This window comes from Flagellimonas sp. B-3 (genome assembly GCF_056857835.1).
The window spans coordinates 198,260-223,318 of sequence record NZ_JBSXNW010000024.1; the positions used below are offsets into that span (position 1 = coordinate 198,260).

At 39.0% G+C, this 25,059-nt stretch carries 26 protein-coding genes; 18 read left to right on the forward strand and 8 right to left on the reverse strand.

The genetic code is table 11. The features are described 5' to 3' along the window. Positions 1-199 precede the first annotated feature (199 nt). From AC13CS_RS13355 to cydB, 5 genes are all read left to right on the forward strand, one after another. On the forward strand, positions 200-865 hold the full coding sequence (locus tag AC13CS_RS13355; protein ID WP_293167007.1) for a peroxiredoxin: 666 nt from the start codon (positions 200-202) through the stop codon (positions 863-865). A 57-nt stretch (positions 866-922) separates the two neighbouring features. Next, positions 923-2,263, forward strand: a complete 1,341-nt coding sequence (locus AC13CS_RS13360) for a rhodanese-like domain-containing protein (protein WP_293167005.1) — start codon at positions 923-925, stop codon at positions 2,261-2,263. Further along, positions 2,260-2,739 (forward strand): Dps family protein, encoded by a 480-nt coding sequence (locus tag AC13CS_RS13365; protein ID WP_293167003.1) that lies wholly within the window; start codon positions 2,260-2,262, stop codon positions 2,737-2,739. The genes AC13CS_RS13360 and AC13CS_RS13365 overlap by 4 nt, the downstream gene beginning before the upstream one ends. A 72-nt stretch (positions 2,740-2,811) precedes the next feature. Beyond that, positions 2,812-4,146 (forward strand): cytochrome ubiquinol oxidase subunit I, encoded by a 1,335-nt coding sequence (locus AC13CS_RS13370; protein WP_293167001.1) that lies wholly within the window; start codon positions 2,812-2,814, stop codon positions 4,144-4,146. A 2-nt stretch (positions 4,147-4,148) separates the two neighbouring features. Next, the gene (cydB, locus tag AC13CS_RS13375) at positions 4,149-5,225 is read left to right on the forward strand and encodes a cytochrome d ubiquinol oxidase subunit II (protein WP_293166999.1); all 1,077 of its coding nucleotides are present in this window, start codon (positions 4,149-4,151) and stop codon (positions 5,223-5,225) included. Positions 5,226-5,479: 254 nt separating this feature from the next. Here cydB and AC13CS_RS13380 read toward each other — a convergent pair whose 3' ends face one another. Then, complete coding sequence (locus tag AC13CS_RS13380; protein ID WP_293166997.1) at positions 5,480-5,698, reverse strand: hypothetical protein; 219 nt, start codon at positions 5,696-5,698, stop codon at positions 5,480-5,482. A 633-nt stretch (positions 5,699-6,331) separates the two neighbouring features. On the opposite strand from AC13CS_RS13380, the gene AC13CS_RS13385 reads away from it, so the two are divergent. The 10 genes from AC13CS_RS13385 to AC13CS_RS13430 all read left to right on the forward strand — a co-directional run bounded on the left by AC13CS_RS13385 (position 6,332) and on the right by AC13CS_RS13430 (position 13,541). Next, positions 6,332-6,874: a DUF2867 domain-containing protein gene (locus tag AC13CS_RS13385; protein WP_293166995.1), complete on the forward strand. Its 543-nt coding sequence runs from the start codon at positions 6,332-6,334 to the stop codon at positions 6,872-6,874. A gap of 186 nt (positions 6,875-7,060) precedes the next feature. Then, positions 7,061-7,558: a VOC family protein gene (locus AC13CS_RS13390; RefSeq protein ID WP_293166993.1), complete on the forward strand. Its 498-nt coding sequence runs from the start codon at positions 7,061-7,063 to the stop codon at positions 7,556-7,558. A gap of 193 nt (positions 7,559-7,751) precedes the next feature. Further along, positions 7,752-8,129: a hypothetical protein gene (locus tag AC13CS_RS13395; protein ID WP_293166991.1), complete on the forward strand. Its 378-nt coding sequence runs from the start codon at positions 7,752-7,754 to the stop codon at positions 8,127-8,129. Positions 8,130-8,197: 68 nt separating this feature from the next. After that, positions 8,198-8,596 (forward strand): DoxX family protein, encoded by a 399-nt coding sequence (locus tag AC13CS_RS13400; protein ID WP_293166989.1) that lies wholly within the window; start codon positions 8,198-8,200, stop codon positions 8,594-8,596. Positions 8,597-8,603: 7 nt separating this feature from the next. Next, positions 8,604-9,020 carry a DsrE family protein gene (locus AC13CS_RS13405; RefSeq protein ID WP_293166987.1) on the forward strand — a complete coding sequence of 139 codons (417 nt, stop codon included), beginning with the start codon at positions 8,604-8,606 and terminating at the stop codon, positions 9,018-9,020. Positions 9,021-9,026: 6 nt separating this feature from the next. Continuing rightward, on the forward strand, positions 9,027-10,043 hold the full coding sequence (locus tag AC13CS_RS13410) for a TQO small subunit DoxD (RefSeq protein ID WP_293166985.1): 1,017 nt from the start codon (positions 9,027-9,029) through the stop codon (positions 10,041-10,043). A 255-nt stretch (positions 10,044-10,298) separates the two neighbouring features. Continuing rightward, positions 10,299-11,153 (forward strand): helix-turn-helix domain-containing protein, encoded by an 855-nt coding sequence (locus tag AC13CS_RS13415; RefSeq protein ID WP_293166983.1) that lies wholly within the window; start codon positions 10,299-10,301, stop codon positions 11,151-11,153. A 44-nt stretch (positions 11,154-11,197) separates the two neighbouring features. Then, a complete protein-coding gene (locus tag AC13CS_RS13420) occupies positions 11,198-11,932 on the forward strand; it encodes a ThuA domain-containing protein (RefSeq protein ID WP_293166981.1) in 735 nt (244 codons plus the stop codon). Between the two features lie 171 nt (positions 11,933-12,103). After that, the gene (locus AC13CS_RS13425; protein WP_293166979.1) at positions 12,104-12,997 is read left to right on the forward strand and encodes a TIM barrel protein; all 894 of its coding nucleotides are present in this window, start codon (positions 12,104-12,106) and stop codon (positions 12,995-12,997) included. Positions 12,998-13,079: 82 nt separating this feature from the next. Beyond that, positions 13,080-13,541: a GyrI-like domain-containing protein gene (locus tag AC13CS_RS13430; RefSeq protein ID WP_293166977.1), complete on the forward strand. Its 462-nt coding sequence runs from the start codon at positions 13,080-13,082 to the stop codon at positions 13,539-13,541. Between the two features lie 58 nt (positions 13,542-13,599). Here AC13CS_RS13430 and AC13CS_RS13435 read toward each other — a convergent pair whose 3' ends face one another. The 4 genes from AC13CS_RS13435 to AC13CS_RS13450 form a co-directional block, all read right to left on the reverse strand. Beyond that, positions 13,600-14,319: a hypothetical protein gene (locus tag AC13CS_RS13435; RefSeq protein ID WP_293166975.1), complete on the reverse strand. Its 720-nt coding sequence runs from the start codon at positions 14,317-14,319 to the stop codon at positions 13,600-13,602. Between the two features lie 39 nt (positions 14,320-14,358). Further along, positions 14,359-16,062 (reverse strand): serine hydrolase domain-containing protein, encoded by a 1,704-nt coding sequence (locus AC13CS_RS13440; RefSeq protein ID WP_293166973.1) that lies wholly within the window; start codon positions 16,060-16,062, stop codon positions 14,359-14,361. 134 nt (positions 16,063-16,196) lie between these two features. Beyond that, positions 16,197-16,916: a type II CAAX endopeptidase family protein gene (locus AC13CS_RS13445; protein WP_293166971.1), complete on the reverse strand. Its 720-nt coding sequence runs from the start codon at positions 16,914-16,916 to the stop codon at positions 16,197-16,199. A 21-nt stretch (positions 16,917-16,937) separates the two neighbouring features. Beyond that, on the reverse strand, positions 16,938-18,395 hold the full coding sequence (locus AC13CS_RS13450; protein WP_293166969.1) for an amidohydrolase family protein: 1,458 nt from the start codon (positions 18,393-18,395) through the stop codon (positions 16,938-16,940). 534 nt (positions 18,396-18,929) lie between these two features. On the opposite strand from AC13CS_RS13450, the gene AC13CS_RS13455 reads away from it, so the two are divergent. Next, positions 18,930-19,853: a PAS domain S-box protein gene (locus AC13CS_RS13455; protein ID WP_293166967.1), complete on the forward strand. Its 924-nt coding sequence runs from the start codon at positions 18,930-18,932 to the stop codon at positions 19,851-19,853. Positions 19,854-19,958: 105 nt separating this feature from the next. Here AC13CS_RS13455 and AC13CS_RS13460 read toward each other — a convergent pair whose 3' ends face one another. Genes AC13CS_RS13460 through AC13CS_RS13470 form a run of 3 tightly spaced genes read right to left on the reverse strand, consistent with a single transcriptional unit; the run spans position 19,959 to position 24,016 of the window. Continuing rightward, positions 19,959-21,248, reverse strand: coding sequence for a toxin-antitoxin system YwqK family antitoxin (locus tag AC13CS_RS13460; protein ID WP_293166965.1), 1,290 nt, complete (start codon positions 21,246-21,248; stop codon positions 19,959-19,961). Positions 21,249-21,257: 9 nt separating this feature from the next. Next, the gene (locus tag AC13CS_RS13465; protein WP_293166963.1) at positions 21,258-22,415 is read right to left on the reverse strand and encodes a hypothetical protein; all 1,158 of its coding nucleotides are present in this window, start codon (positions 22,413-22,415) and stop codon (positions 21,258-21,260) included. Positions 22,416-22,426: 11 nt separating this feature from the next. After that, positions 22,427-24,016: a GumC domain-containing protein gene (locus tag AC13CS_RS13470; RefSeq protein ID WP_293166961.1), complete on the reverse strand. Its 1,590-nt coding sequence runs from the start codon at positions 24,014-24,016 to the stop codon at positions 22,427-22,429. A gap of 163 nt (positions 24,017-24,179) precedes the next feature. Between AC13CS_RS13470 and AC13CS_RS13475 the strand changes: the two genes are divergently transcribed. Together AC13CS_RS13475 and AC13CS_RS13480 are read left to right on the forward strand one after the other, a co-directional pair. Beyond that, positions 24,180-24,719: a hypothetical protein gene (locus tag AC13CS_RS13475; RefSeq protein ID WP_293166959.1), complete on the forward strand. Its 540-nt coding sequence runs from the start codon at positions 24,180-24,182 to the stop codon at positions 24,717-24,719. After that, the gene (locus AC13CS_RS13480; protein ID WP_293166957.1) at positions 24,716-24,976 is read left to right on the forward strand and encodes a LuxR C-terminal-related transcriptional regulator; all 261 of its coding nucleotides are present in this window, start codon (positions 24,716-24,718) and stop codon (positions 24,974-24,976) included. Before AC13CS_RS13475 ends, AC13CS_RS13480 begins: the two co-directional genes overlap by 4 nt. The last annotated feature ends 83 nt before the right edge of the window (positions 24,977-25,059 follow it).

A 25,059-nucleotide genomic window follows, 5' to 3' on the forward strand; every position in this document is an offset into this window, starting at 1 on the left:
GATGGGGCAGCTTCTGGGGACTTGGAATATCTGTTTGTGCAAACAAATGGTGTAGCACTTGGATCTATCTAACATATAAGTTAGTTGATTTTTTTCTTAAGGGGGCAATACTAATGTGACCCAAGTCACTGTACATAATTTCAATATAGAATATATTTATCAATGAATAATTTAATAATAATTAAAATCTATGTTCATTATGGAAACTTCAAATGAAATTCAAGTACAAAATAACACCATACCGAGAATTGGAGATATGGCTCCAGATTTTGAGGCCGTAACCACTAAAGGAAAAATCAAATTCTCGGAATTTGCAAAAGATAAATGGGTGGTTATGTTTTCCCATCCAGCAGATTTCACTCCTGTATGCACAACGGAGATGAGCGGGTTCGCGCAAAGAAAAGATGAATTTGACGCCTTAAATACCGAACTTCTTGGTTTAAGTATTGACAGTATCCACGCCCACTTGGGGTGGGTTCAAAATGTAAGGGAAAACACGGGTGTATACTTCGATTTCCCAATCATTGCAGATTTGGACATGAAGGTATCCAAATTGTACGGAATGCTTCAACCCAACGAAAGTGAAACCGCAGCAGTACGTGCTGTTTTCTTTATCGATCCAGCTAAAAAAATCAGATTGATCATGTACTATCCTTTAAATGTTGGTAGGAACATGGATGAAATATTAAGAGCCTTGGATGCACTACAAACTTCGGATAAGTATAAAGTTGCCATGCCTTTGGATTGGAAAAAAGGAGACAAAGTCATCGTTTCCCCTCCAAAGACTCTAGATCAACTCAATGAAAGACTTGCGGACGATACACTTGAAAAAGTGGATTGGTACTTGGCCAAAAAAGAAATTTAAACCAATGTTGAATACGAGGGCACCTTATTCCAAGGCGCCCTTTCAAAACCCTATTTTATGGAAATAAAACAGTTTGAATACAAACCCTTGGCCCACTATTCCTATGCCATTGTGGACAACGGTGAAATGGCCGTTATAGATCCAGAAAGAGATCCTATGCAGTACTACGTGCTTGCACAAGAACATGGCGCAAAAATAGTAGCCGTTATTGAAACCCATCCACACGCTGATTTTGTGAGTTCCCACTTGCAAATACACCAAGAAACAGGAGCACCAATTTATCACAGCAAAGATTTGGGTGCATACTATGAATATGAGCCTTTTGATGAAGGCCAAAGCATTATGGTCGGGGATATCAAGGTTTCTGCCTTAAATACTCCAGGACACTCTCCGGACAGCATTACCGTTGTAGCCGAAAAAGACGGAAAAACAGCACTCTTTACGGGGGACACCCTTTTTATTGGTGATGTAGGCCGACCAGATTTACGTGAAAAAGCCGGTAATATGACGGCAAAACGTCAAGAATTGGCCGAAATGATGTACGATACCGTCCAAAACAAATTCAAGGATCTACCCGATGGAGCATTGGTATACCCTGCACATGGGGCCGGGTCCTTATGTGGAAAAAACCTTAGTTCCGACAACAGTAGTACATTGGGCAATGAAAGAATGGGGAACTGGGCCTTTAAACCACAGTCGAAAGAAGAATTTGTAAATACCCTTTTGGACAGTCAACCCTTTATCCCATCCTATTTTGGGTTTGATGTGGACACCAATAGACAAGGTCCAGAAAACCTGAGAACATCCATAGCAAAAGTACCCCTTCGATTAAATACTGGCACAGACGGCTTGATTGTGGATGTCAGGGACGAAACCGAATTTAAAAAAGGCCATCTACCGGGAAGCATCAATATTATGGCGGTTTCCGAAAATGATAAATTCGAAACATGGCTGGGTGCCATAGTGAACCCAGAAGAGCCCTTTAGCTTGGTTATCGACAAACCTGGTGATATGGAAAGCATATTGGAAAGGGTTGCTAAAATCGGATACGAGAAACAAGTAAAACTGGTATTGACGCTGGATGAAACCGGGCTTTTACAAAGTGATGAATTTGACCTGACACATTTTAAAAACAACCCAGATGAGTATACTATTGTGGATATCCGTAACCAAAGTGAAACAAAAGAGGGTAAGTATTTTGAAAACGCCATACACATACCGTTGAATGAACTGCGAAATTCAAAAAATCATATCCCAACCGATAGGCCAATTGTAGTCCATTGTGAAGGTGGTTATAGAAGTGCTGTGGGAAGCAGCATTATAGGGAATATGCATGCCAAAGCAAATGTCTTCGATTTAAGCGAAAATATAAATAACTTTAAAAAAACAAAAAGATGAAAAAATCCGAATTAAACAACATTGGTCTAGATATTAATGACTCAAAGCAAGTTGCAGAAAAGTTAAACGACCTGTTATCAAACTATCAACAATTCTATATGAATTTAAGGGGGTTTCATTGGAACATTAAAGGAAAAAAATTCTTTGAACTGCATTTAAAATTTGAAGAACTGTATAACAATGCTTTGGAAAAAGTAGATGAGATAGCAGAGCGTATACTCACTTTAAGCCAATCGCCATATCATACATTTTCAAAATACTTGAACCATTCAGAAATTAAAGAAGCAGAAAATGTTTCGGATGGTGAAACAGCAATTGACAATATTTTAAAGGCTCTAAAAATTTTACTTTCAAAAGAAAGGGTGATCTTAAAAGAAGCAGCTGACGCAAACGACGAAGGTACTGTTGCTCTTATGAGTGAATATATAGTGGAGCAAGAAAAATTGGTTTGGATGTTATCCGCATATAAGAGTTAACTAAAAGGGGCATTTTAAATGTCTCTTTTTTATTCACAAAAAATAGATTAAAAACCAAATATCCAATCCCATATGGAAGATATGCTTTTCTATGACCGGATGCAATTTGCATTTACGATCACCTTTCACTATCTCTTCCCCCAATTGACAATGGGTTTGTCCCTAATGATTGTCTATTTTAAGTGGAAGTTTTTAAGAACCAAAATCGATACATACAATGATGCTGCAAAGTTTTGGATGAAAATCTTTGCTCTCAATTTTGCTATGGGTGTAGTCACAGGAATCCCCATGGAGTTTCAATTTGGCACAAATTGGGCCAAATTTTCGGAACTTACCGGAGGGATAATCGGACAGACTTTGGCAATGGAAGGTATGTTTTCCTTTTTCCTGGAATCATCATTTCTTGGGCTTTTTCTGTTTGGGGAAAAGCTACTTGGACATAAGCTTCATTTTGTCACCGGGTTTTTGGTATTTCTTGGCTCATGGGCAAGCGGGTATCTCATTATCGCCACACATTCTTGGATGCAACATCCTGTAGGTTACGAAATCCTTGAGAATGGAAAGTTTGTCTTGAATAATTTTAGCGCCTTGTTTTCCAACCCTTGGTTGATGCCCGCCTACTTGCACAATCAATTGGCCTCTCTTATAACGGCATCCTTTGTGGTGGCAGCTATCGGAGCTTTCTATCTATTGAATAACAAACATGGTGAGTTTGGAAAATTATTTGTTAAAACAGGGGTGGTCTTTGGTTTGGTCTCTAGCATTTTGGTTGCATTCCCAACAGGGGATTGGGCCGCTAAAAATGTTGTTAAGCACCAACCGGTAACCTTTGCTGCCATGGAAGGAATTTTTGAGACAGAAGAAGGTGGTGCTGAAATTATTTTAATAGGACAACCTGATATGGAAAATAAAAAACTGGACAATAAGGTTGCAGTTCCAAATATATTGAGTTTTTTAACTTATCAACGTTGGGATGCCGAAATTAAAGGCTTGAATGAATTTGATAAAAACCTATACCCAACCAATGTCCCAGGGCTATATTATGCCTATCACATTATGGTAGGGCTTGGCACCATATTCATAGGGTTAATGTTGGCAGCTTCAATTCAACTGTATAGAAAAAGACTTTATAGAACAAAATGGATCCTCTGGTCATTGTTATTAATGTTACCGCTTCCATACATTGCCAATACAACAGGTTGGTACACTGCGGAACTAGGCCGTCAACCATGGTTGGTTTACAACCTTTTAAAAACTGAGGACGGTGTATCGCCAACTGTATCTTCAGGCAATACTTTATTTACACTTCTAGGGTTTATCGGGCTTTACTTATTATTGGGACTCTTATTTTTAATATTGGTAGGTAAAATCATCAATAAAGGGCCTATTGCCTTAAAACACAATTAACTATGGAATTATTCTGGTATATTGTTTTAATGACTATGCTAGCCATATATATTATTTTAGATGGCTATGATTTTGGGGCAGGGATCATTCACTTGTTCTTTGCTAAAAACGAAAAAGATAAAAAAGCCATTACGAATGCCATTGGTCCTTTTTGGGATGCCAATGAAGTTTGGTTGATTGCAGCTGGCGGTGTATTGTTTTTTGCATTTCCTACCTTATATGCTTCCTCTTTCAGTGGTTTTTATTTACCGCTCATAATAATACTTTGGCTACTTATTTTCAGGGCAATCGGATTGGAATTAAGAGGGCAGATACACAATAAAATTTGGGAAATTGTATGGGACAAAGCCTTTGGAACAGCGAGTTTTTTATTGGCTTTGTTTTTTGGTGTTGCCTTGGGCAATGTGGTTAGAGGTGTCAATCTGGGCATGGTCGCAAATGGGGTTTCAACTCAAGAAGCCCATTATTTTTTCTTACCACTGTGGAACCCGACTTTTAGTCCGAACGCCGAACATTTGGGTATTATTGATTGGTTTACACTGCTGTTAGGTGTCATTGGTGTTGTCTCATTGACCATCCACGGTGCAAATTGGATTATTTTCAAAACAAATTCAGCGTTAAATGAAAAGCTTAAGAGAGTAGTATTCCGCCTTAATATAGCCCTTGTCATTTTAGTGATCATATCATTGCTGGTTTGGCATATCATTGAACCCAAGCCTTTTCATAATTTTATTGAAACTCCTTGGTTATGGGTGTTTCCGATAATCACTTTTACAGGATTGTTTGGTCTGTTTAAAGTGAGGTCTTTCAAAAAAGATGGCACGGGATTCCTGTTTTCATCGTTGTTTTTGTTGGGAGGGTTCACATCCACCGTAGCCTCAATTTTTCCAAACCTCCTGCCATCGAGCAATAGTGTCAATCCATCACTAACCATCCAAAATGTTGCAGCCCATGAATATGGATTATCCGTTGGTATCAACTGGTTTGTTCTGGCAGTTTTGTTAGTGATTATTTATATGGTCATCCAGTATAGGGTGTTTAAAGGCAAGATGGACGATGTTGGTTATGGCGAGCATTAACTTATAGCCATAAACTTTCCCATTGATAGCCAATGGTGGAAGGGACAAAGTGCCATAGCGCACGGTATCATTGAGGTCGGATAGCTCAGCTATTTGGGTTCCCGTCAGTGGAACTTTGAATAGGTCTATTTCATATATTGGTAATTCCTCCGTCTTTGCATAGGCCAAAGTTTGTTTTGCCCTTATTTGATCTAGAACAGTAAAATAATGTAATCTGTCTTTCCGAAATAGCGATTTCTCCCATATTCTTGAATTTAACTAATTCCTTTCTTATGGGTTTCCAGATGATGCTTCAGTAATTGCTTTAAACTTTCCAAATATTCCAGCATAGCTTCCTTACCCACGTCTGGATGATTCTTTGCCGGAATGGTTATGGGATTTTCATCCAAAGTACGATATAGCTCTGGGTAATTTGTCTGGACAGCAATGAGAACCTTCTCAATTTCCGTTAACACATCCCTTATGTTCTTCATTGATAATAAGTTAAATTTATGACGTAAATGTATTCAAGGTTTATATTTGAAAACATGACGAACGTCATTCAAAAGTTCCTTAGGCAGAAAATCTATTCTTGCCTGCTGATAAAGAAATCCTTGTTGCGAATAAACGAAAGTGGGCAAATCATCATTGGAGTTTGAACATATTTACATTTAATTACACAACGGTAATTGAGAAAATAAAAACAACATTGACCGATAATTTACTAGTAAAATCAATTCTGCCAACTTGATTTGCATTTTTGGCTCGTCAATGGGAGACATAGATAATAGATGGTGGGAATTAATAGGCAAAAGACTTAAAGCAGACGATTGTCATTTAGTAATTTTCACAAAAGGAGAAGAAGTACCACCACGAATTCGGCCTATGCAAGCTCGAGCGGAAAAAATTTAAGAGATTTGTTTTTAAATAAAAATAAAGCCCAATTGGTAACAAAGATGGTAACAGTTGCGAAGCCCTTGAACAGCGGAAACTATGCTTTGTATTAAAATGTAAAACTTGGGCATAGCCAACCGAATTGACACAGACTGTCCAAAAAATTGGGTATATAGACAAGTTGACTGTCATTGTAAAGCAGACAAAGAACTGAAACGTAAAATAATAATTCAATGACAATTACAAAGACTGAAATCCCTGAAAATTCGCTACTTAAAACTAACAATATCACTTATGATTATACCGATAGTTTTCAAGGACAGTTTTACGACAAATTTCAAAATATAGGGACAACAGAAGTTGGAAAATCATTTTTTTCAAGTGGACCAAAATGGATTGACAAACTATTTGCATTTAGAAATAGATTGGTTTCGCTTTTCGGACTAAAAACAACAGGGAGGAAAACTGACAGAAAAAAATTGCTTGACGATTTTAAGTGTGAAAAAGGTGAACAATTAGGACTTTTCAAAGTATTTGACAAAACAGCTGACGAAATAATTTTGGGCGAAGACGACAAACATTTGAATTTTAGAGTTTCTTTGTTTATTGACAATCAAAATGAAAACAAGACGGACAAAAACTTAATCATTTCGACAACTGTAAAATTTAACAATTGGTTTGGACGACTTTACTTTCTTCCAGTTCGACCATTTCACAAATTGATTGTACCGACAATGTTGAAAGGAATTATAAAAAATATTGAGCAACAAAACTGAAAAAACAACGAACAGCCAACAGCGGCAACTCTTCTTCCTTTGCGGACAGGTGCACAAGCCCTTGAACAGCGGAAACTATGCTTTGTATTAAAATGTAAAACTTGGGCATAGCCAGCCTAATTGACACAGACTGTCCAAAAAATTGGGATATAAACAAGTTGGCTGTAAACAAAAAAAGAGAGACAGATGGACATTACAACAAACTATAAGGTACCAAAGGACACCAAAATAGGGCACGTACACTTGAAGGTATCCAACCTACAGCGCTCACTCGACTTCTACTGCGGACTATTGGGTTTTGAAATTACAACGACCTATGGCACGGACGCCGCCTTCATATCGGCAGGAGGTTATCACCACCACATTGGCTTAAACGTTTGGTATAGCAAGAACGCCCCTCCAGCAGCAAGAAATACGGTCGGACTATTTCATACAGCAATACTGTATCCAACAAGAAAAGACCTTGCAACTATTCTCTATCGCCTAAAACAGGCAGACTACCCGTTGACAGGGGCTTCGGACCATGGTGTCTCAGAGGCCGTATATTTAGATGACCCGGACGGCAATGGTGTTGAACTATATTGGGACAAACCGAAAGACCAATGGCCACAAAAATCTGATGGCTCATTGGATATGTATACCAAACCCCTTGATCTTGATGGATTAATGAACGAAATAAATTGACTACAGCCTATGTAGTGGATGGCTCCGCCCTTAACTGACGGAGTGCACCCCTCAAAACCACAGTGAACATCCGTATACTACCCTTCTTACCAAGTGGCACTTCAAAATCACCCTCTCTCCATAAACTAAACTTTAACTTTTATTATAATATTAAAACACAGCAATAAAATCGTTATTGCTAGATTTGCAAAAAATGAAAGAAAAGCTAGGCATAAAGAAAAACAAAACAATCCTTTCCCTATTTGGACTGGTATTGCTGCTTTTGCTTTCGCCCTGTAAGGTCAGGAATTTTGTTCAGGCTGAATTGGATGTACCTCAAACCGAGGCCTTAAATAAAAGTCAAACCACAATTTCGACTACAAATTGTGTGGCTTTTGATGTTTCCGAGATTGACCATTCGTCTTCAAGATCGGTTAAAAAAGCACTTGACAACTTTGTTGATGGACAGTTATTCACTTTTCAGCTTCCAATTCAATTTAAAACCAACAATACTCTTCAAATCAGGAAATCAAGGCTATTTCCTTCCATACCCCTTTACATTTTATATCAAAACATTCAGGTCTATTCGTAATTGATTATTTCATTTAAAACCAAACAGTTCGTCAACTGTATTCAATAATCAATTACCTATATCTATCAATGAAAATTCAAGAGAAAAAACTTGAAGTAAGCTACTTGTCCGTGGCCATACTTCGCATCATGCTTAGCTTAATTTTTATAGTGGCCAGCACGAGCCATTTCTTTAAACTGGAACAAACAGTCAAAAGAATAGAAAGTGCCCATTTCGGATTTATGGCCAATATATTGGGAACACCTGAAATTGCAGTCATACTTTCAGGAATTGCTATGCTAATTGCTGGCATAGCATTATTGGCAGGCTTTAAAACAAGAATTTCGGCTATAATTTTAATTACCGTTTTGATACCTATCACGTTAACCATACAAGTTGGTCAAACGGCCACTTTAGGACCTTTGTTCAAGAACATTGCCATTCTGGGAGGTCTTATTTTTTTCAGCATGAATTCAAACAAAAAGTAAAAAACCAATGAAAAATATATCAATAATCGCAATGCTAATGTTCCTTTTCGCAATAGGAACTGCCCAAGCACAAACAGTTAACCATGAAAAGAGTAATTATTTGGTACTTTCAAAGAACATACAACAACTCAAACCTGTAATGCTGACAGCAACCGAACTGACAAAGCAAGATGGCAACAATTATGGCGAGTTCTATGTGATTTTTTGCGGTAAAACGGTTCAGGACATTTCAAAAAACAATGAATTCGTTTCGCTCACTAAACTGGCAAAAGAACAAAACTTGAAGGTCTTCGTATGTGGGCTGTCATTAAAAAAGTTTGGAATAGACCCTAATGATATACCTAAGTCCATAGAAGTAACGGAAAATGGAATCCTAGACGGGTTACAACTTACTAAAAATGGGTTTACTACTTTAACTATATAACAAGCAATGAAAAATCCAAATATAAAAAATGATGCCGGATTCTTAGCCTTGGCGGTTAGGTTGGTTATAGGGTGGACTTATTTTTCTGCCTTTTGGAGAAGAACAATACTAGCTGACAAATTAGACCCGGAAGCAGCAGGTTATATCGGAGAAAAATTCAATCATTTTTTACCTAACGCACTTGGTATAAAACCGATAATTCAATATTTAGTGGAAAATCCGGACATACTATGGATAAATATGGTTGCCTTTACAATAATAGAAGGTATTGTTGGACTATTCATCATTTTAGGGTTATTTACGAGGTTAATGAGTATTGGCGTTTTTGGTCTGGCAATGGGCATACTTCTAGGTTCTGGATGGATTGGCACAACCTGTCTTGATGAATGGCAAATAGGCGTTTTAGGAATAGCTACAGGATTTGTTCTGTTCTTAACAGGAAGTGGAAAATATTCTTTGGACAACTACCTGATTATCAATAATTTTTCAATATCCAAAAAGAAATGGTTTGCCTGGCTCGGCTCAGGCAACATTCCGATTAAGGAAAGTATTTTTCCTAAAGTGGTACTAATCGGGTCATTGTTTGTTCTTGGAATGACCTTAATGACCAATCAAGTATTTCACGGTGGATTGTGGGGTACTCTTCATAATAAGTCTGTTAAACCAAAACTTGAAATTACAGGTGGTAAAATTGAAAAATCCACACTATCATTTGATGTATTCAGAACAGAGGGTGTTGACGTTTACGGCTCTTGGGTAATAGCCATTGAATTAATGGATGAAAAAAATAATACCATTGTTAAATATTCACAAGAAGACCTTGTTGAGTTACATCAGGAGGATATCGATAATTATTATATTGCCAAAATTAAACCGGGAAAACATAGCTTGATTGTACCCCTGGGAGCTAAAGCAAAATTAAACTTGGACAATGAATCTTTATTAAACTTGGAAAGTGGCAAATACACGCTTAAAATTACAGATATAAGTGGTGCAAATTGGACACATCCGATCAAAAAATAACAAAACCAGACATTGGTTACCGTTCCTCCTACAGCGGACAGGCGCGAAAGTCCTTGAACACAGAAAAAAAGACCCATTTTAATCCCTTTTCTGTTTTTGGGTTTTTGTGCAGGTCCGATAACTTAGAATTTTGGATGGGCAAAAAAGAGTGGGTTTCATAATAAATATTGAAAATCGATCCTGTCAAGATTCCTACCCTTTACGCTAAAAAACTTAAATTTGAATTGTTTCATTTTTTAAACAAATACTTCACTAGTGGCATTTATTGAATACGCGCCATCCAAAGCATTAAGGAACTACGTACAATGCTATTGGTATCTCGACGATGCTTACCAAGAACCTATAGTGGACGATTTTTACCCCAATGGATGTGTTAAAGTCGTATTCAGTATTGAATTAGATGTCAATAGAATTGGAACTGACGGCACATTGAACAAAGAGCCTTGGACCGAGATTATTGGTCAAATGACCAAGCCCTATAGGCTTAAAGTCGGTGGTATGGGCAAAACATTTTGTATCCGCTTCTATGCCCATGGTTTTTCAAGGTTTTCAAACATCCCGCTTAATGAACTGAACGACCTAACCTTATCCTCAGACTATTTGTTTGCAAAAGATTTTGGGCAATTCGTAGGAGACTGTTTAATCGACGGTAAAATTCAACGTTTAATTGAAGGCGTGGACGCTTTTCTCACATCAAAGCTGTTTGAAAATGATTTGGGGCTAAAAGATGAGATTTCAGAGCATGCGGTCAAATTTGTCCTAAGAAACCCCAATAACCCCAATTGGGATGAATTGGTAAGACAATGTGGAATTAGCCACAGGTACCTCCAAAGGATATTTATGGAAAAGATTGGGTTTAGCCCCAAGTTTTATCAAAGAGTGGTCAGGTTTCAAAAGGTTCTAAAACATTTTAGTGAAACCCCATATATCAACTTTACGGAAACGGCACATAGGTTTGGCTATTTTGACCAAGCACATTTTATAAAAGATTTCAAGCATTTTACCAATACAACACCCTCTCTCTTTTTTCACGAGAACCGACCGATGAACAAATATTTTATTGATCACAAAGGGCGTTCGTTTTTTTACAATCCATTGTTTTCTGACTGAGGTAGTTTTACAACCCAATTATTTCAATTTAAACAAATTGTGGTATGAGAAACGCATTGGTCCTGCTTTTGTTTGCCTCCATAAGCTTTAACTGCTTGGGGCAAAACGTTAAAAATTTAAACATCCTACTGATTACTGGTGTAGGAATAACCGGTCCAGACCATATGTACAGCAATTGGTCGCACCGCCATTATAATGACGTCCTTGTGGACTACCTCAGTGATTTTGCCCAAGTCAGAATCACCAAGGACCTATCCGAGCTTAACGAAAGGAATTTGGAGCATTATGATGTAATAATCAATAATTCGCTGTTCCATGAACCTACAGAAGAACAATTTAATGCTTTTTATAAGTTTATAGAATCGGGGAAAAGCTATTTTGCCATTCATGCCGGTTTGGTTTCCTTCCTAAATTCGGACAAATACCTCAAAATGATGGGAGGCAAGTTCATCAACCATGATGACATAAAGACCTTTACCGTCAATACTTCGGATTATTGGTATGGATGGGAAAGTGAAGATAACGGATACAAACACCCGATAGTAAGGGAATTGGGAGATTTTAAAACCTTGGACGAACTTTATTTGGTACAGTTCAACACGGATTCCCTGGAGGTCATTGCAAGAGCTGAATATCATCCCATAATGTGGACACGCAATTGGGGCAAGGGCAGAGTAATGTGCCTAACGTTGGGCCACGGTAAATACTCACAAAAAAACGAAGGGTTCAAATCCCTTTTTACCAATGGGGTAAAATGGTTAACGGGGCAATTGGATTGATGTTGAATGTATTCAAACCAAATGGTCTTTATTCAACAGCCATTGAACTGCTTTTTATTTTAAATGAAAATATCCGTATTTGATCAAGCACGGAAAATGACGAATCGCACCAAAAAAACACAAAATCGAATATTTCAAAATAACTTATATATTACTAAACACAATGTAAATATGGAACGAAGAAATTTTATAAAGTCGGCGGCTGCCCTCAGTGCAACAACAGTATTCCCCGTGTCGGCCCTTTCAATGTTTGGAGCGGCCAAATATAAAATGGGACTACAGCTCTATACCATCCATGATGATATGATGAAAGATACCATTGCTACATTGACCGCCGTCAAAAAAATGGGCTATCAAGACTTTGAAACCTTTGGTTTTGACCATGAAAAAGGAACGTTTTATGGATATAAATCTTCTGAATTCCGAAAAATAATGGACGATTTTCAACTTACCGCCTCTAGTGGACACTTCGGGTTTTCTCCATATCTCAACCAATCTGAAGACAAACTGAAAAGGTTTGTTGACCAGTGTATAGATGGAGCCCACACATTAGGCATGAAGTATATAACATGGCCATGGCTGGATCCTGATCAAAGATCGATCGACCACTTCAAATTATTGGCCAAAAAACTTAATGTGATAGCCGAATGGGTCACTTCGGCCGGACTAGGGTTCGCATACCACAATCATGGTTTTGAGTTTATGGACCACAATGGTGAAAACGGTTTCGACATTATACTGAACGAAACGGACCCATCACTTGTTAAGCTTGAGATGGACATGTATTGGGTGATCCGCTCCTCCAAACACACTCCAAAAGAGCTGGTCAGCCATCAACCTGGACGATATGTACTGTGGCACATAAAGGACATGGATAAAGTCACCGGGGATTATACTGAGTTGGGCAATGGTTCCATTGATTACTCTCAAATACTTCCAGACCCAAGAGAATCTGGGCTCGAATTTTACTATTTGGAACAAGGTAGCAATTATGCCCACAGTCCCATGAAAAGCGTTGCTGATAGTGCCTCTTTCTTTAAAAAGAAGTTGCAAACATATCTGTAATTGGAATTACCCCCTGAATGGAAGAATAATGAAACGCCAAAAACATTATTGGTTAAGGTGAATATGGACAATACAAAAGTTTATGGAAAAATTAAGTAAGGCTGGCTTTAGGTTAGTAGGTTTAAGATTGGAACAGAAAACCAGCAACAAAAACAATCAATCAAACCTGGATTGTGGAAACCTATGGCAAAAATTTGAAAAGGAAAACATTATAGACCTGATCCCAAATAGATTGGGCAACGAAATATACGCTGTATACTTTGACTACGAAAAAGATGAAGCGGCCCCTTTTTCCTATTTTATAGGATGTAGAGTGGACGATAATGTAGAAACTCCCAAAAATTTAAATTCATTGAAAATCCCCTCCCAAAAATATCAAAAGGTTACGGCCAGAGGTGTAATGACAGGGTGTATTATCGATGCTTGGAATAAAATATGGAACGCTGACATAGAACGAAAATTTGGTTTTGATTTTGAGGTATATGATGAAAGAAGTGAGAATTGGGACGATGCAGTGGTTGATATTTATGTTTCAATAGCCTAAGTCCAGTTGCTTAAATCAATATTGAATGGGTTTGACTCAGTTTAATTATGTTGGTTTTTTAGTTGTTTAGATAGCTTTCGGCGGTTGTATTATTTCCATTTTTATCAAAAATCTCGAAACGGGTATGGTCCAATTCATCTACATAAATTTTGATCCGTTCATTTCCTTTTGAATCATAAATAAACAAACCGGTATTCTTGTTTTCTTCACGACCCAGGAACATTCTGTACACATTGATTTCGGAGTCCAGGTGTTTTTTGAATTTCAAATATTCAGCGTCTTTTTCCTTTTTTGTCATTGATTTTGTCCGTTCAAGAAATTGCTCGTACAATTTTTCCACCCGAATTGAATCGGACCGTTCCCTAAAGAACATTCCATACCACCTTTTCCACTCTCCTTCATCCAAGTATTCGTCTTTCATAATGGCCATTATTTGGTCATTTTTTTGTTGATCAAAGGTGATGCCTGCAAAATTCTCTTCATCCGTTCCATCATAATAGATACCACCTACTTCATCCCCAACACGATTAAAAAATATGATTCCCGGCAAATCCCTTTTTGAGCCTGGGTTATGTGGAATACCATGGGTAGAGGCCAATGCTTGCTTTTCGGGGTTACTGATTGAAATGTACAAGTTTTCCTCTGCATCAATTATGCTGAGTCTTTCTGCCTGGATTTCTTTGAATGTTTCCACATTTTTGACCTGTCTGTCATAAAAGTAAAAGCAGGTCAAAACAATCAGAAAAGCGAAGTTGATGGTTGGAAGATGTCTTTTCATATTTTTTGATTTGATGGTGTCTTGATCGATGATGTAAGCCTATTCCAATTGAACAGCGGGCAATATGTATTCGTCCAAAATCGAAAAAGGACGGTCTTCCATGTCCGGAAATAGATTATAGTTGCCCCCTGTTATGGTGATGGTCATTTCAATTTCGGGAATTATGATGAGAAATTGGCCTCCATTGCCCCAAGCTTCAATGGTTTTCATCCGTTTTCCTCCTACTTCACGCTCCAATAATCTCCACAGATACCCATAATCTGAATTTTTGGGCCAACTTCCTTTTATGTGGGGTGTCGTGGATTTTCCGATCCAGGATTCTGCAATCAGTTGCTCCCCGTTCCATTCTCCCTTGTTCAGCATCAATAATCCAAACTTGGTAAAATCAATGGGCCGCATGTAAAATGAGCCAGCCAAATATCCTCTCCCCTGTGGCGATGTCAGCATTTGAAATTTATTTATTTCCATGGGCAACAATAGTTCCTCATAAATGAAGAGGGGAAGATAAGTGTCCGCCGATTTTTGAATGACCCCCGTCAATAGATTGCTGCCCCCAGAGGAGTATTCGTATACCTGTCCGGGTTCATGTGCCATGGGAAGGTTGAGTTTGTGACCCACCCAATCTTCATGTTCCCATTGCATCTTATCTTCATCCTCCAACTGTATGCCCGTACTCATGGTCAAGGAATGGTGCACGGTGATGTTTTTCTTCCGAACATCATTGATGTCGTATTCAGGATAGTAGTCCAAAATGGCATTTTCAACGTGTAGCCCATTGTTGCTCATCATGGCCTTGCCCACCGCCAGGGAGGCCATGGATTTAAAAGCGGACCGTACATCATGAAGATACTCCCGGTCATATCCATGAAAGTATTCCTCAAACACAAGTTTTCCATCCTTGGTGATCAGAATACTATGGATGTGCTCCAGGGTCTTGTTGTTCTCTGGGTCCATAAGGCCCAAAAGCGACCTGTTGATGCCTACCTCTTCCAATGAAGCCGTTTGCATGGTGGAGTCGGGAGCTTCTGGAATGTTGTACAGGTACTTTTCGTTTGGTGACCTTGGCAAATAGCCTTCCAGTTGATCATCGTTGAGCTTTTTCAACTGTATTTCCCTTTTCCCCCCGGCATTGCCATACGTAAGGGCCATATTCTTTTTCTCCGTATCGTACACAGCCGAAATCCCGAAACGGTCGTTCGTAATGTTGTAGTCGATATGGTTTCCATTGATCAAAACCTCATCAATGGTAAAATGCAGCTCCCTATTTTCCTTATTGCTTTGAATATTGGCCTGTATCGTGCCTGTGGAATCTTTGTAAAACTCCAAATAAACAAGGTAATCAGTGTCAATTATTTCCGGTTTACGGATCTTGGCAATCCATTGCTTCCCCTTTTTTTGAAAATTGAGGCTTTGTGCCCATAGGTCATGGGTAAGTACGCCATGCAAAGTTTTTTCATTATGGGTCAGAAAAGCATCAAAACGGAAACCTGAAGAATCCTTGAAATTTAAGTTTACTCCTTTTTTGATGATATGGTGTACGGTTTCCTTGCCCTTTGAATATAAGCGGGCCTCATCTGGACCATTTGCGGGTGACAAGATTAAGGAATCGTACTTTGATTCAGTTTGAAACAATAATCCAGACCATACCCCAATGAGTTCATCTGTTTCAAATGTTGACTTTTTTGGGGAACAAAAAGAGAACAGTATTGCCAGTAATGGTACAATAAAAAGTTTTTTGGTCATAGTGAGTGTTTGATGGTTGGGCGTAGTTTTTGTAATAGCTGTCCTCCTGCACATAAATTGGGTCGGTTAGTGATTCCTTGAAACTCACAGCTTTGTGATGGTCATGTTCTCCATCAATTTGTTGACATTGATTCCTAAACAAAATACATATAATACGTTAAAATAATGGCCGACATATTATAGATACCATGGGCCACTATGGAAGCCGTAAGGCGTTTGGTCCAAATAAACAATACTGTGTATAGTATCGTGGGCACCAAAATATCGAACCAATCCAATGCACTGACGGGCATGTGCCCCAACGCAAAAATCAGAATGGATAGAATTGCTGAAAACCATAGCCCCGTTTTTGGGTTCTTGAAGGTTTCCTTAAGCACATTGATGAAATATCCCCGGTTAAAAAGTTCTTCGGTGATTCCGCCACCGATCACGCCCAAAGCCACAAAAGATAGGGTTCCGACCAGAGTGCCATCATACATTTCCGACATGCCATAAATGTCCGGGCGGTTTATCCCACCTGTGTTGGGAATGATGAAGACAAATTGAAGAATGGTCCACAGACCACCAAACAGAAGGCCCAGAAGCATGTCGGTTCCCAAATTTTCGAACCTAAGGCCAATATCGCTGAATTTTTTCTTTAGGATTTTGAGAGAGGCATAGAGCAGGGCCGCAACCGATATCAATTGAAAAAGGGCTATATAAAGCAAGTTGATGCCGATTTTACCTCCATTTAATTTGGTGACCCCAAAAAATACATCTGGGATTATAAAAAGAAGGTATCCCAAAATGATGGTCGCTATAAAAACAACCACGGTCTTTGTCTTACTTACTGGTTTTGAATTGGTTTCGGTCATTGTTTTGGTTTTTAGGGTTGTTTATTCTTTTGCAAATTGTCCTTCTATGGTTTCCAAAATTGAATGGGAATCATAGCCAATGCCATTTTTAAAAACAGTCTCGACCTTTTCAATAATAGCAGGGTCTTTTTCCAAGTTTCCATTTAAGATGACAAAATTGGCCCTTTTGCCTTCCTGAATGGTCCCGATATCGAAACGTTGCAATGCTTTGGCTCCGTTGCCCGTCATTATCTGAACGGCTTCTGGCGTGGAAAATCCAGCCTCAATAAGCAATTCGTAATTTCGTTGGTCACCGAAACCAGGTAGTACGTGCCTACCGGCATCAACGCCACTGCACAACAAACCGCCCATTTTAAAGTACTGGTATTCAAACTGCATGATTCGTTTTAACCTGTTGTTTCTGGTGGTATCTTTTATATTTTTATCCAAGTTTTCCCTACGTTCTTCATATTGGTTCAATAAAAAAGGGGACATGGTCTTTAATGTTCTTTTATCTGCATAAGCCCTATTGGGGATACTGGCCTCATAAATGGACAGCGTAGAGGTTAAAAACACCTCTTTATCGATCATCAACTGCTGCAAGGCTTTTACTTTAGGGCTTTCAACAATAAGTTCATCCATATACTCTCGACCACCACCACAGATACCATACTCTTTGTTCATCCTAAAATCGCTGGTACTGTTCAGACCGTGTTCAATACCATCAATGCCCAATTGAGCGGCTTCTTCAAAGGTTGTGGCACATAAATGTCCTCGCACTTTGGCCTTGCTGCCATGAGCGACATCAATAATTGTTTTTAAGTCTTTTGGTGTTGTATTACGGTACACTTTAAACCAAGTTACTCCTTGGTCGATCCAATGCTGAACAGTATCCTTCAAGTGTTTGTCATCTCTTGGAATTACCATATTGGGATTGCCATCTTTTCCTGTAATAAACGGCGCGCTTGGAATTATGTCGGGACCTATTTGGTTTCCTTTTTCTATTTCCTTGGACAACTCCAATTCCTTGTAGGGTAAAGCCGCACCGCAGGTTTGAATGGTTGTGACCCCTGAGGCCAAATATAATTTGGCCGCCATGTTACCCACATTGGGGAATCCCGGGATATGTAAATGGTTGTGCATTCCCACAATACCAGGAATAATGGTCTTTCCTTTAAGATCTAGGATTTTTGCATTCCTTGGAACTTCAATTTCGGTATGCCCGCCAATGGCTTCGAACAAACCGTGTTTAATTACAATGGTTTGATCTTCCTTTAAGACCGTACCGGTTCCATCTACAACATTGGCATGCATCAACGCCAAAGTTGGATAGTTGTACTTTACATATTTAAGGATGCTATCTGAATAAATGTCCCGTGTGGATGAAATTTGGCCATTTCGATATTGATAGGATTTTGATCCATGAACATTATTGCACCCCAAAAATGGAACTAAAGCGAGGATCAAGGCTAAAAATGATATTGGAATGATGTTTTTCACTGCATTTGAATTGTTTTGTAAGACGATTTCTTCTACTTGTCCGCGGAACTTTGGATTATAAAGATTCAGTGCTTGTACTACATGTCGGTAGGTTGCTTCCCAAAAGAATTGCCTCAAAATAAGTAAGGCTCCTACGCGGGGTCTTTTTCTCCTTAATGAACGAACATAGAACGTGCTGCTCCTTCCTAAAACCTCACCTTGTATGGAATGCTCTTCAGAAGAGTTTCCATTATGGGAAATCGAAATTAGCCCATTGGACAGCTCCGAACAAATGCTAACCGCGCATAGCGTTAACAAACCGTTAACACCCTCAAAAAAATATTTGAGCTTAATATAATCGAATTGTAATGGGCTGGTTTTAAACCTACTTTCTGATGGTCCCCCATTTTGCCGATCAAAAACCGTAACGATTTTTATGGGCTTTACTTATCTTCGCCCTATTGATTCACTCTTTTTATAAGTAATGACCGTTGTTTTCCATTTCTTAATAAAAACAACTGCTCAGAAGTATCTAAAAAACTAACTTGCTTGTAGGTGAACAAAGCAAATGAAATGCAAACCAGAGGGGAAGAAACAGAAAATCTTCTTAAGCTACTTGATGAAGATGAAAATCTTGATGGGGAAGCTCTTGCCAGGTTACTGACGGAACAAAAGCTCGATAAACTCAAACTGATTGCAGAAAATACCATTGATGTAATTTGTTTGCACCATCCGGTGGATGGCCGTTACCTATATGCAAGCCCTTCTACCGAGGAAATCATGGGGTACACTTCTGAAAATCTTAGGGGAAAGGTTCCGTATGATTTTGTCCATACAGACCATCATTCCATACTACTAAAGAATATTTCGAGCTCCACCAATGGTGTAACCTCTGTTCCCGATAAACTGGAATTAAAATTTAAAACAAAGCATAATGGTTACCAATGGTTTGAGGGATATACCAAGCCCATATTTGACAAAAAGAACAAGGTGGTGTTGGTATTGAGCTGTACCAGGAACATCCAAGACCGAAAAATTGCCGAGATAGAGAAAAAGGAAAGGGAGGTTATTCAGCAGAATCTCTTATTATCTTCTGTACTGCTGGAAAAGAAAAAAGCCATCATCGAAAAAATCGAGCATAAAATTTTGGAATTGGAACCCAGTAAACGAAAGGAACTAAAGAGTGTTTTGACCTATATTCAAGAAACATTGAACTTAGATGAAAACTGGGAAGATTTTATGATTCATTTTAAAAAGATGCATCCTGATTTTTACGGTAAGATTTTGGAGAGGTACCCCAATCTATCAAAAAAGGACATAAAGCACTTGGCCTTTATAAAACTAGGGATGACATCCTCCGAAGTGGCCAATATCATGATCATTAAAAAAGAGAGTTTAAGGGTATTGAGAAGTCGCTTGAAAAAAAAATTAAAACTCCACCCATCGGAGGACCTTACCACATTCATCCAGAATTTTTGAAGCAAAAAACTCCTTTTTCCTCATAATTTCATTAGGAGCTTTGCCAAAAAAACTATTGGCTAGTGTTTTTTTTGGCTAAATAAACGATATTGACTTACCATTTTTCTATAATCTTTCTTCCTTTATCAAGTTCCCATTTTGGTCATAATAGCTCCACTTACCATGTTTATTACCATATTTATACTTTCCTTCCTCTTTAAGTTGACCGTTGGGATGATAGGCTTCCCAATTACCTTCCTTATTATCCTTATAATTATATCTGCCGGATTCTTTAATTGTTCCGTTTGGGTAATACAGTTCCCATTTGGCTTTATACCCATCTTTACTGTACGCTTTTAATGATTTTAGGTTGCCGTTTTCATAATAGGTTTTCCATTCTCCAACTGGCATACTACCATTGTAGCCTCCATATTGTCCCGAAGTTTTCACAACTCCATCTTCGAAGTAACTTTTATAAAGGCCAGCATGGAGACCATATTTATCGTATTCTTGATATGTTTTCAATTGACCATTCTCATAATATTCACTCCATTTACCTACTTTCCTGTTATTGCCCTCATTGTACCCAGTTCCGAATAAAGTCTCAATCTCCTTTTCAAAAGTGCCCTCCTCCTTTAATTGTCCATTTTTATACCAGCTTAAATATTGGCCCCATAAATGCGACCGTACCGTACCATCCGTATAGGAAACCGATCTATAATTGACTGCTTCTTTTGTTGTTCCATTATCATAATAATAGTACCATTTTCCTATTTTACCAGTGATTTTTCCTCCATCCCAGTAGGTTCCTTGGGCGGCCAGTTGTCCATTTTCGTGGTAATGTTTCCATGGACCCACTTTTTTCTCCCCTACCTTTTCTCCCTCTTCCTTTAGTTGGCCGTTTTCATAATAGGCCTGCCAATTAACGGTATTGGAACCTTCTTTTGTTTTGGTTATCGACTTTAATGTGCCACTGGGGTAATACTCCTTGGGGTTTCTTCTGTTGTCTTCCTCTTGGTTCCATTTCTCCCAGGCTGCTCTGTCCTTGGGATATTTTTTGAGGTTTTCCCCAATTTGGTACACTTCCCTGAACCTATCATCAAGTTCGTAATTGGCCATTGCCTCCAAATAGGTGTTTACATGGTTCCTAAGTCCTTCCAAAAGCTCGTATTGTTCCGGATTGTTGAAAAGTTTGTCCCCATCAAACAGATGGTTTAGTGATGCAATTCTTAAATAAAGGGTCTTTGATGTGGGTTGCGCCATGGCCTCCACTTCGTCCAACTTTTCCAATACCGTTTTAAAATCACCCGAGTTAAAGGCCTTTTCGGCTTCTTCAAATTTGAGCAATGTAACGGCATCTTGGGCTTGGGAACCAAACGCCATAAATAATAGTAGGAGAAATATGGTTTTCTTCATAATCATTTTTTATTCAAAAACACTTTCGGGTATGGGTTCGTTTATTTTTAACCGGGTGGTTGTATTTATAATACTCGACATGTAGTTGTCCTGTTCCATCAAAAGGGCCAACTTTTCATCTCCCAACCCTTCTTCATAGTTATATCCTTCTTTGCCATGTTCAGATAATTGATGGGTTTTTGTTATCCTTTTAAAAGGGAAAGTCAACCCTTTAACTTCACGGAAATCTGTAAATCGGATTATTGTAACCACACCGCCTTTTAAACTTGTAACGGTGCCAATGAGCCTACCCGATGTATTACTAAAATAGTAATTGACACTATAATTAGTACTGTTAACTTCTTGCTGTTGGTTAACAATAGTGGCTTCTTCACCACTAAAACTGCCCTGTCTGATCTTTAAGGATTGGATATCATCCATATTAAAGGGCAATACAGAAACCAACGATAAGCTATTTGAAGTCAATTTATCGTAGAGCTTTTTGGTATGTTCAAAATTTGAAGTAAATAAAATACCTTTGTAAACGCCCTTTTCTTTATTGAATACGGTTTTGCTTCCATGCGGGCCTTCTATATTTAGGGAATATTTCCCTATCGCTTTTTTTGTGATGATGGTACTACTATAATTTTCTACATACTGGCTGTTAAAATCATTTTCTTGATTTTCTTCGACAACCATTGTCCCTACGCTGGCAATATCTTCTTGACTACCAATGCTTGCATAATATTTATCAATTGTTTCTACAAAGGGTTTTGTGTATATGTTTTTTAATTCTGCTTCGGTTTTGGGGTAGGCTTTAAGCTTTTCGTGAATATTGTGCACTTCCCTAAACCTATCGTCAAGCCCTTGTTCTTTCATGGCATTTATATAGGTCTGGGTATTTTCCAACAAACTGCGCAACAATGTAAAGTCAAGCGTTGTTGATGGATCTGTAAATACTTTGTTTTCTGCACCCAACAACTGGTTTTGTGCCATGATTTTTAGGTAGAGTGTCTTTGAGGTAACTCCTATCCCTGCTTCAACTTCTGCAAGTTTCTCTATAGCAGCCCTGTAATCGCCCGAGTTAAAAGCCTTTTCGGCTTCTTCAAATTTGAGCAATGTAACGGCATCTTGCCCTTGCATGCCAATGGTCAATAACAGCGATAATAAGAGGATACATTTTTTCATTGGTTTACTTATCAATTGTTCTTTATTGGAACTCCCAGCCCTCCTGTGGTTTTGGGATTCGGTTTATCCATAACATTTTTGTGCTCTTTTTTGAGTGTCCCCAAAGGTATGCCCAATGGGCTGGAGTCATTATTGGATTTTATCCCACTTTTGGGTTTTCCCTTATATTCCACTTCTTTTATACTAACGCCCTCGATGGACTTAAAACTATTTACAAATTCGTTGCGCATGGTTTTGGCGTCGTCCAAAGTGAGGTAATACCCTTGCATGGTAGGTGTATATGGGGCCAGTGCAGCAATTTCCTTATCCACTCTTCGCTGATAAGGCCAAGTGCCATTGTCGTATTGTGCTATTTCAAAGACATTGGAAACATAAACAGTGGTGTTTTTCTTGTTCATGGTACTGGAATCCGTGGCATAAAAGAAGTAATAGATTCGGTCGGTTTGTAGCTTGCTGCTAGACAAAGGGAGCGGCAAGCTTTCGCTGAAGGCATGCAGGATATTTTTGCGCTGATCGATGACCATTTTAAATGCTTCGCGTCTTAATCGCTCCTGTTCTTCCCGATACCGTTGTTCCCTTTCCCGTTGCAATTTTAAGCGACGTTGCCGTTCTGCTTCGGCTCGTTCCTCGGCTTCCCTTTGTTTTTTTCTTTGCGAGAGATCGGCAATTATAGATGCAGCTGTACCTACTACTACGGCACCGACTGCACCTTCCACATTCCCCTGTCTGGCAAACTCTTCCGCCAGTGGCTGTACTCCCTCTATATAATTGGTTCCGCCATTTTGCATTTGTTGGGCCCATTGGCCCATCGTCTGATCGGCGGCATTTTGTAAATTTTGCGATTGGCGTTGCTGTTCGGCCAGTCTTTGTCGCATTGTGGCGATTTGCTGGCGCCTTTTCTCCATTTTTTTCTGGTAGACTTGGTTTTGACTGGCACCTTGACGGGCATAATCTGAAGTAGCTGTGGAAACGGACGGGTTATTCCCTGCTTTTAAAGCCGTATCATTATTAAGCGTAGAGGGATTTTTATAATTATCGGAAATTGCCCCTGCATCCATGCCGGACAGAACCAAAGTCTTTTTCTTTTTCTTGTTCTGCAGGCGCGCAATGGTGTTTTGTGCACTTATAATGTCGTCTTCTGCATATTTAGTGCTTGCATTTCCCCCAAAACGTTGATTGATATCTTTTTGGACACCAATAGCTTGTCGTTTATAGGTTATGAACGCCTCCAATTTGTCAATGGCCGCTTGTCTGTCCGCTTCAAAATTTGGATTGTTGTCCGTTAATTTGTTGCTGGCCCGATGTCCTTCTTCCCATACTTTCTGGGCCTTATCGTCCAAAACGTTCTTTTGGTCATACATGGCCTCAATCTCAGCTTGTCTTTTTTCCTTCTCTGCCGCTTTCTCACATCTGCACTCCAAACATTCGATTATCCGTTCCATATTTTCATAACCGGCAAGGGACCCCCTTATATCGTCACAGTCAATTTTAATATTGGGCATTGCGGAAATCCCTTCACATTCCGTGCATGGAAAACTGTTCTGTGCCGTCAACGAAAAGGTAGAAATTACAAAAATGAAGACTGGAAGTGTTTTGAACATACCATTTAAATTAAGCAATGGGACAAAAAAAGCTGATGCCCGGACCAAATGCCTATTCACTCCAAAGCTACCTCATAAAAAGCCCCATGTAAATACCGCATTTTAGGTAATTTTAACATAAATCCCTAATTTAATCGCTGAACCGACCTAACAACTTAAGCACATGGACCCAAACCTTGTTCCTGTATTCCAGGCTTGGAAAAAGGGATATAAAGACCGCATAAAAAAGCCTTCTCGGTTTAAAATCCCAACAAACTTGGTGCGCATGGCCTCACTTTTTACGCCAGGCCAGTTCTATTTCTACATTGCCAACACATTTACCTTTGAGTTGGAATATGTTTCCCCCGGAGTAGTGGATTTGTTGGGTGTAGATCCCGGGAAAACCACTATGGACCTGTTGTTGGACATGGCCTTGCCCGAGGTTATTCCCACCATTGCCCAAAAGGAAGCGGCCATCAGCGATTTTTTTAATCGTTTCCTAACCGAGGAGGAGCGTTTATATTATAAATATGTGTACACCTATCCCTATAGAAACCATCGAGGTGAAAAACGTGATATGATGATACAGGTTTCCCCCTTGTCACTTTCCGAAGACGGTACAACACAGCATCAACTGGGCATACATACCGATATTACCCACCTTGGCGTTCAACACAATGATACAGTGTCCTATTTCAGCATTGATGGGGAAAAAATTACTTGAACGTTTATGCAAACAAAGGTGTTTTTGATCCCAGTATGGGAAAGGAGGTACGTAATGCAATAGCTAAATCCCTCACCAAAAGGGAAAGGGAAATAGCCGAGCTTTTGGCCAAAGGCCTAAACGATGCGGAAATTGCAGAGGAATTGAAGATAGCTTTTCTCACTGTCCGTACACATAGAAGGAACATGCTCAAAAAGACCCAGTGCAAAAATAGCGTGGAGCTGGTAACCCTATGCCTTATGTGCGGGATAATTTAAATGGACACATAATACGATTATAGGGTTACTTCCTTTAAGTTTACCATCTAAATCAAGTACCAATATTAATATTGCGGTCGAGC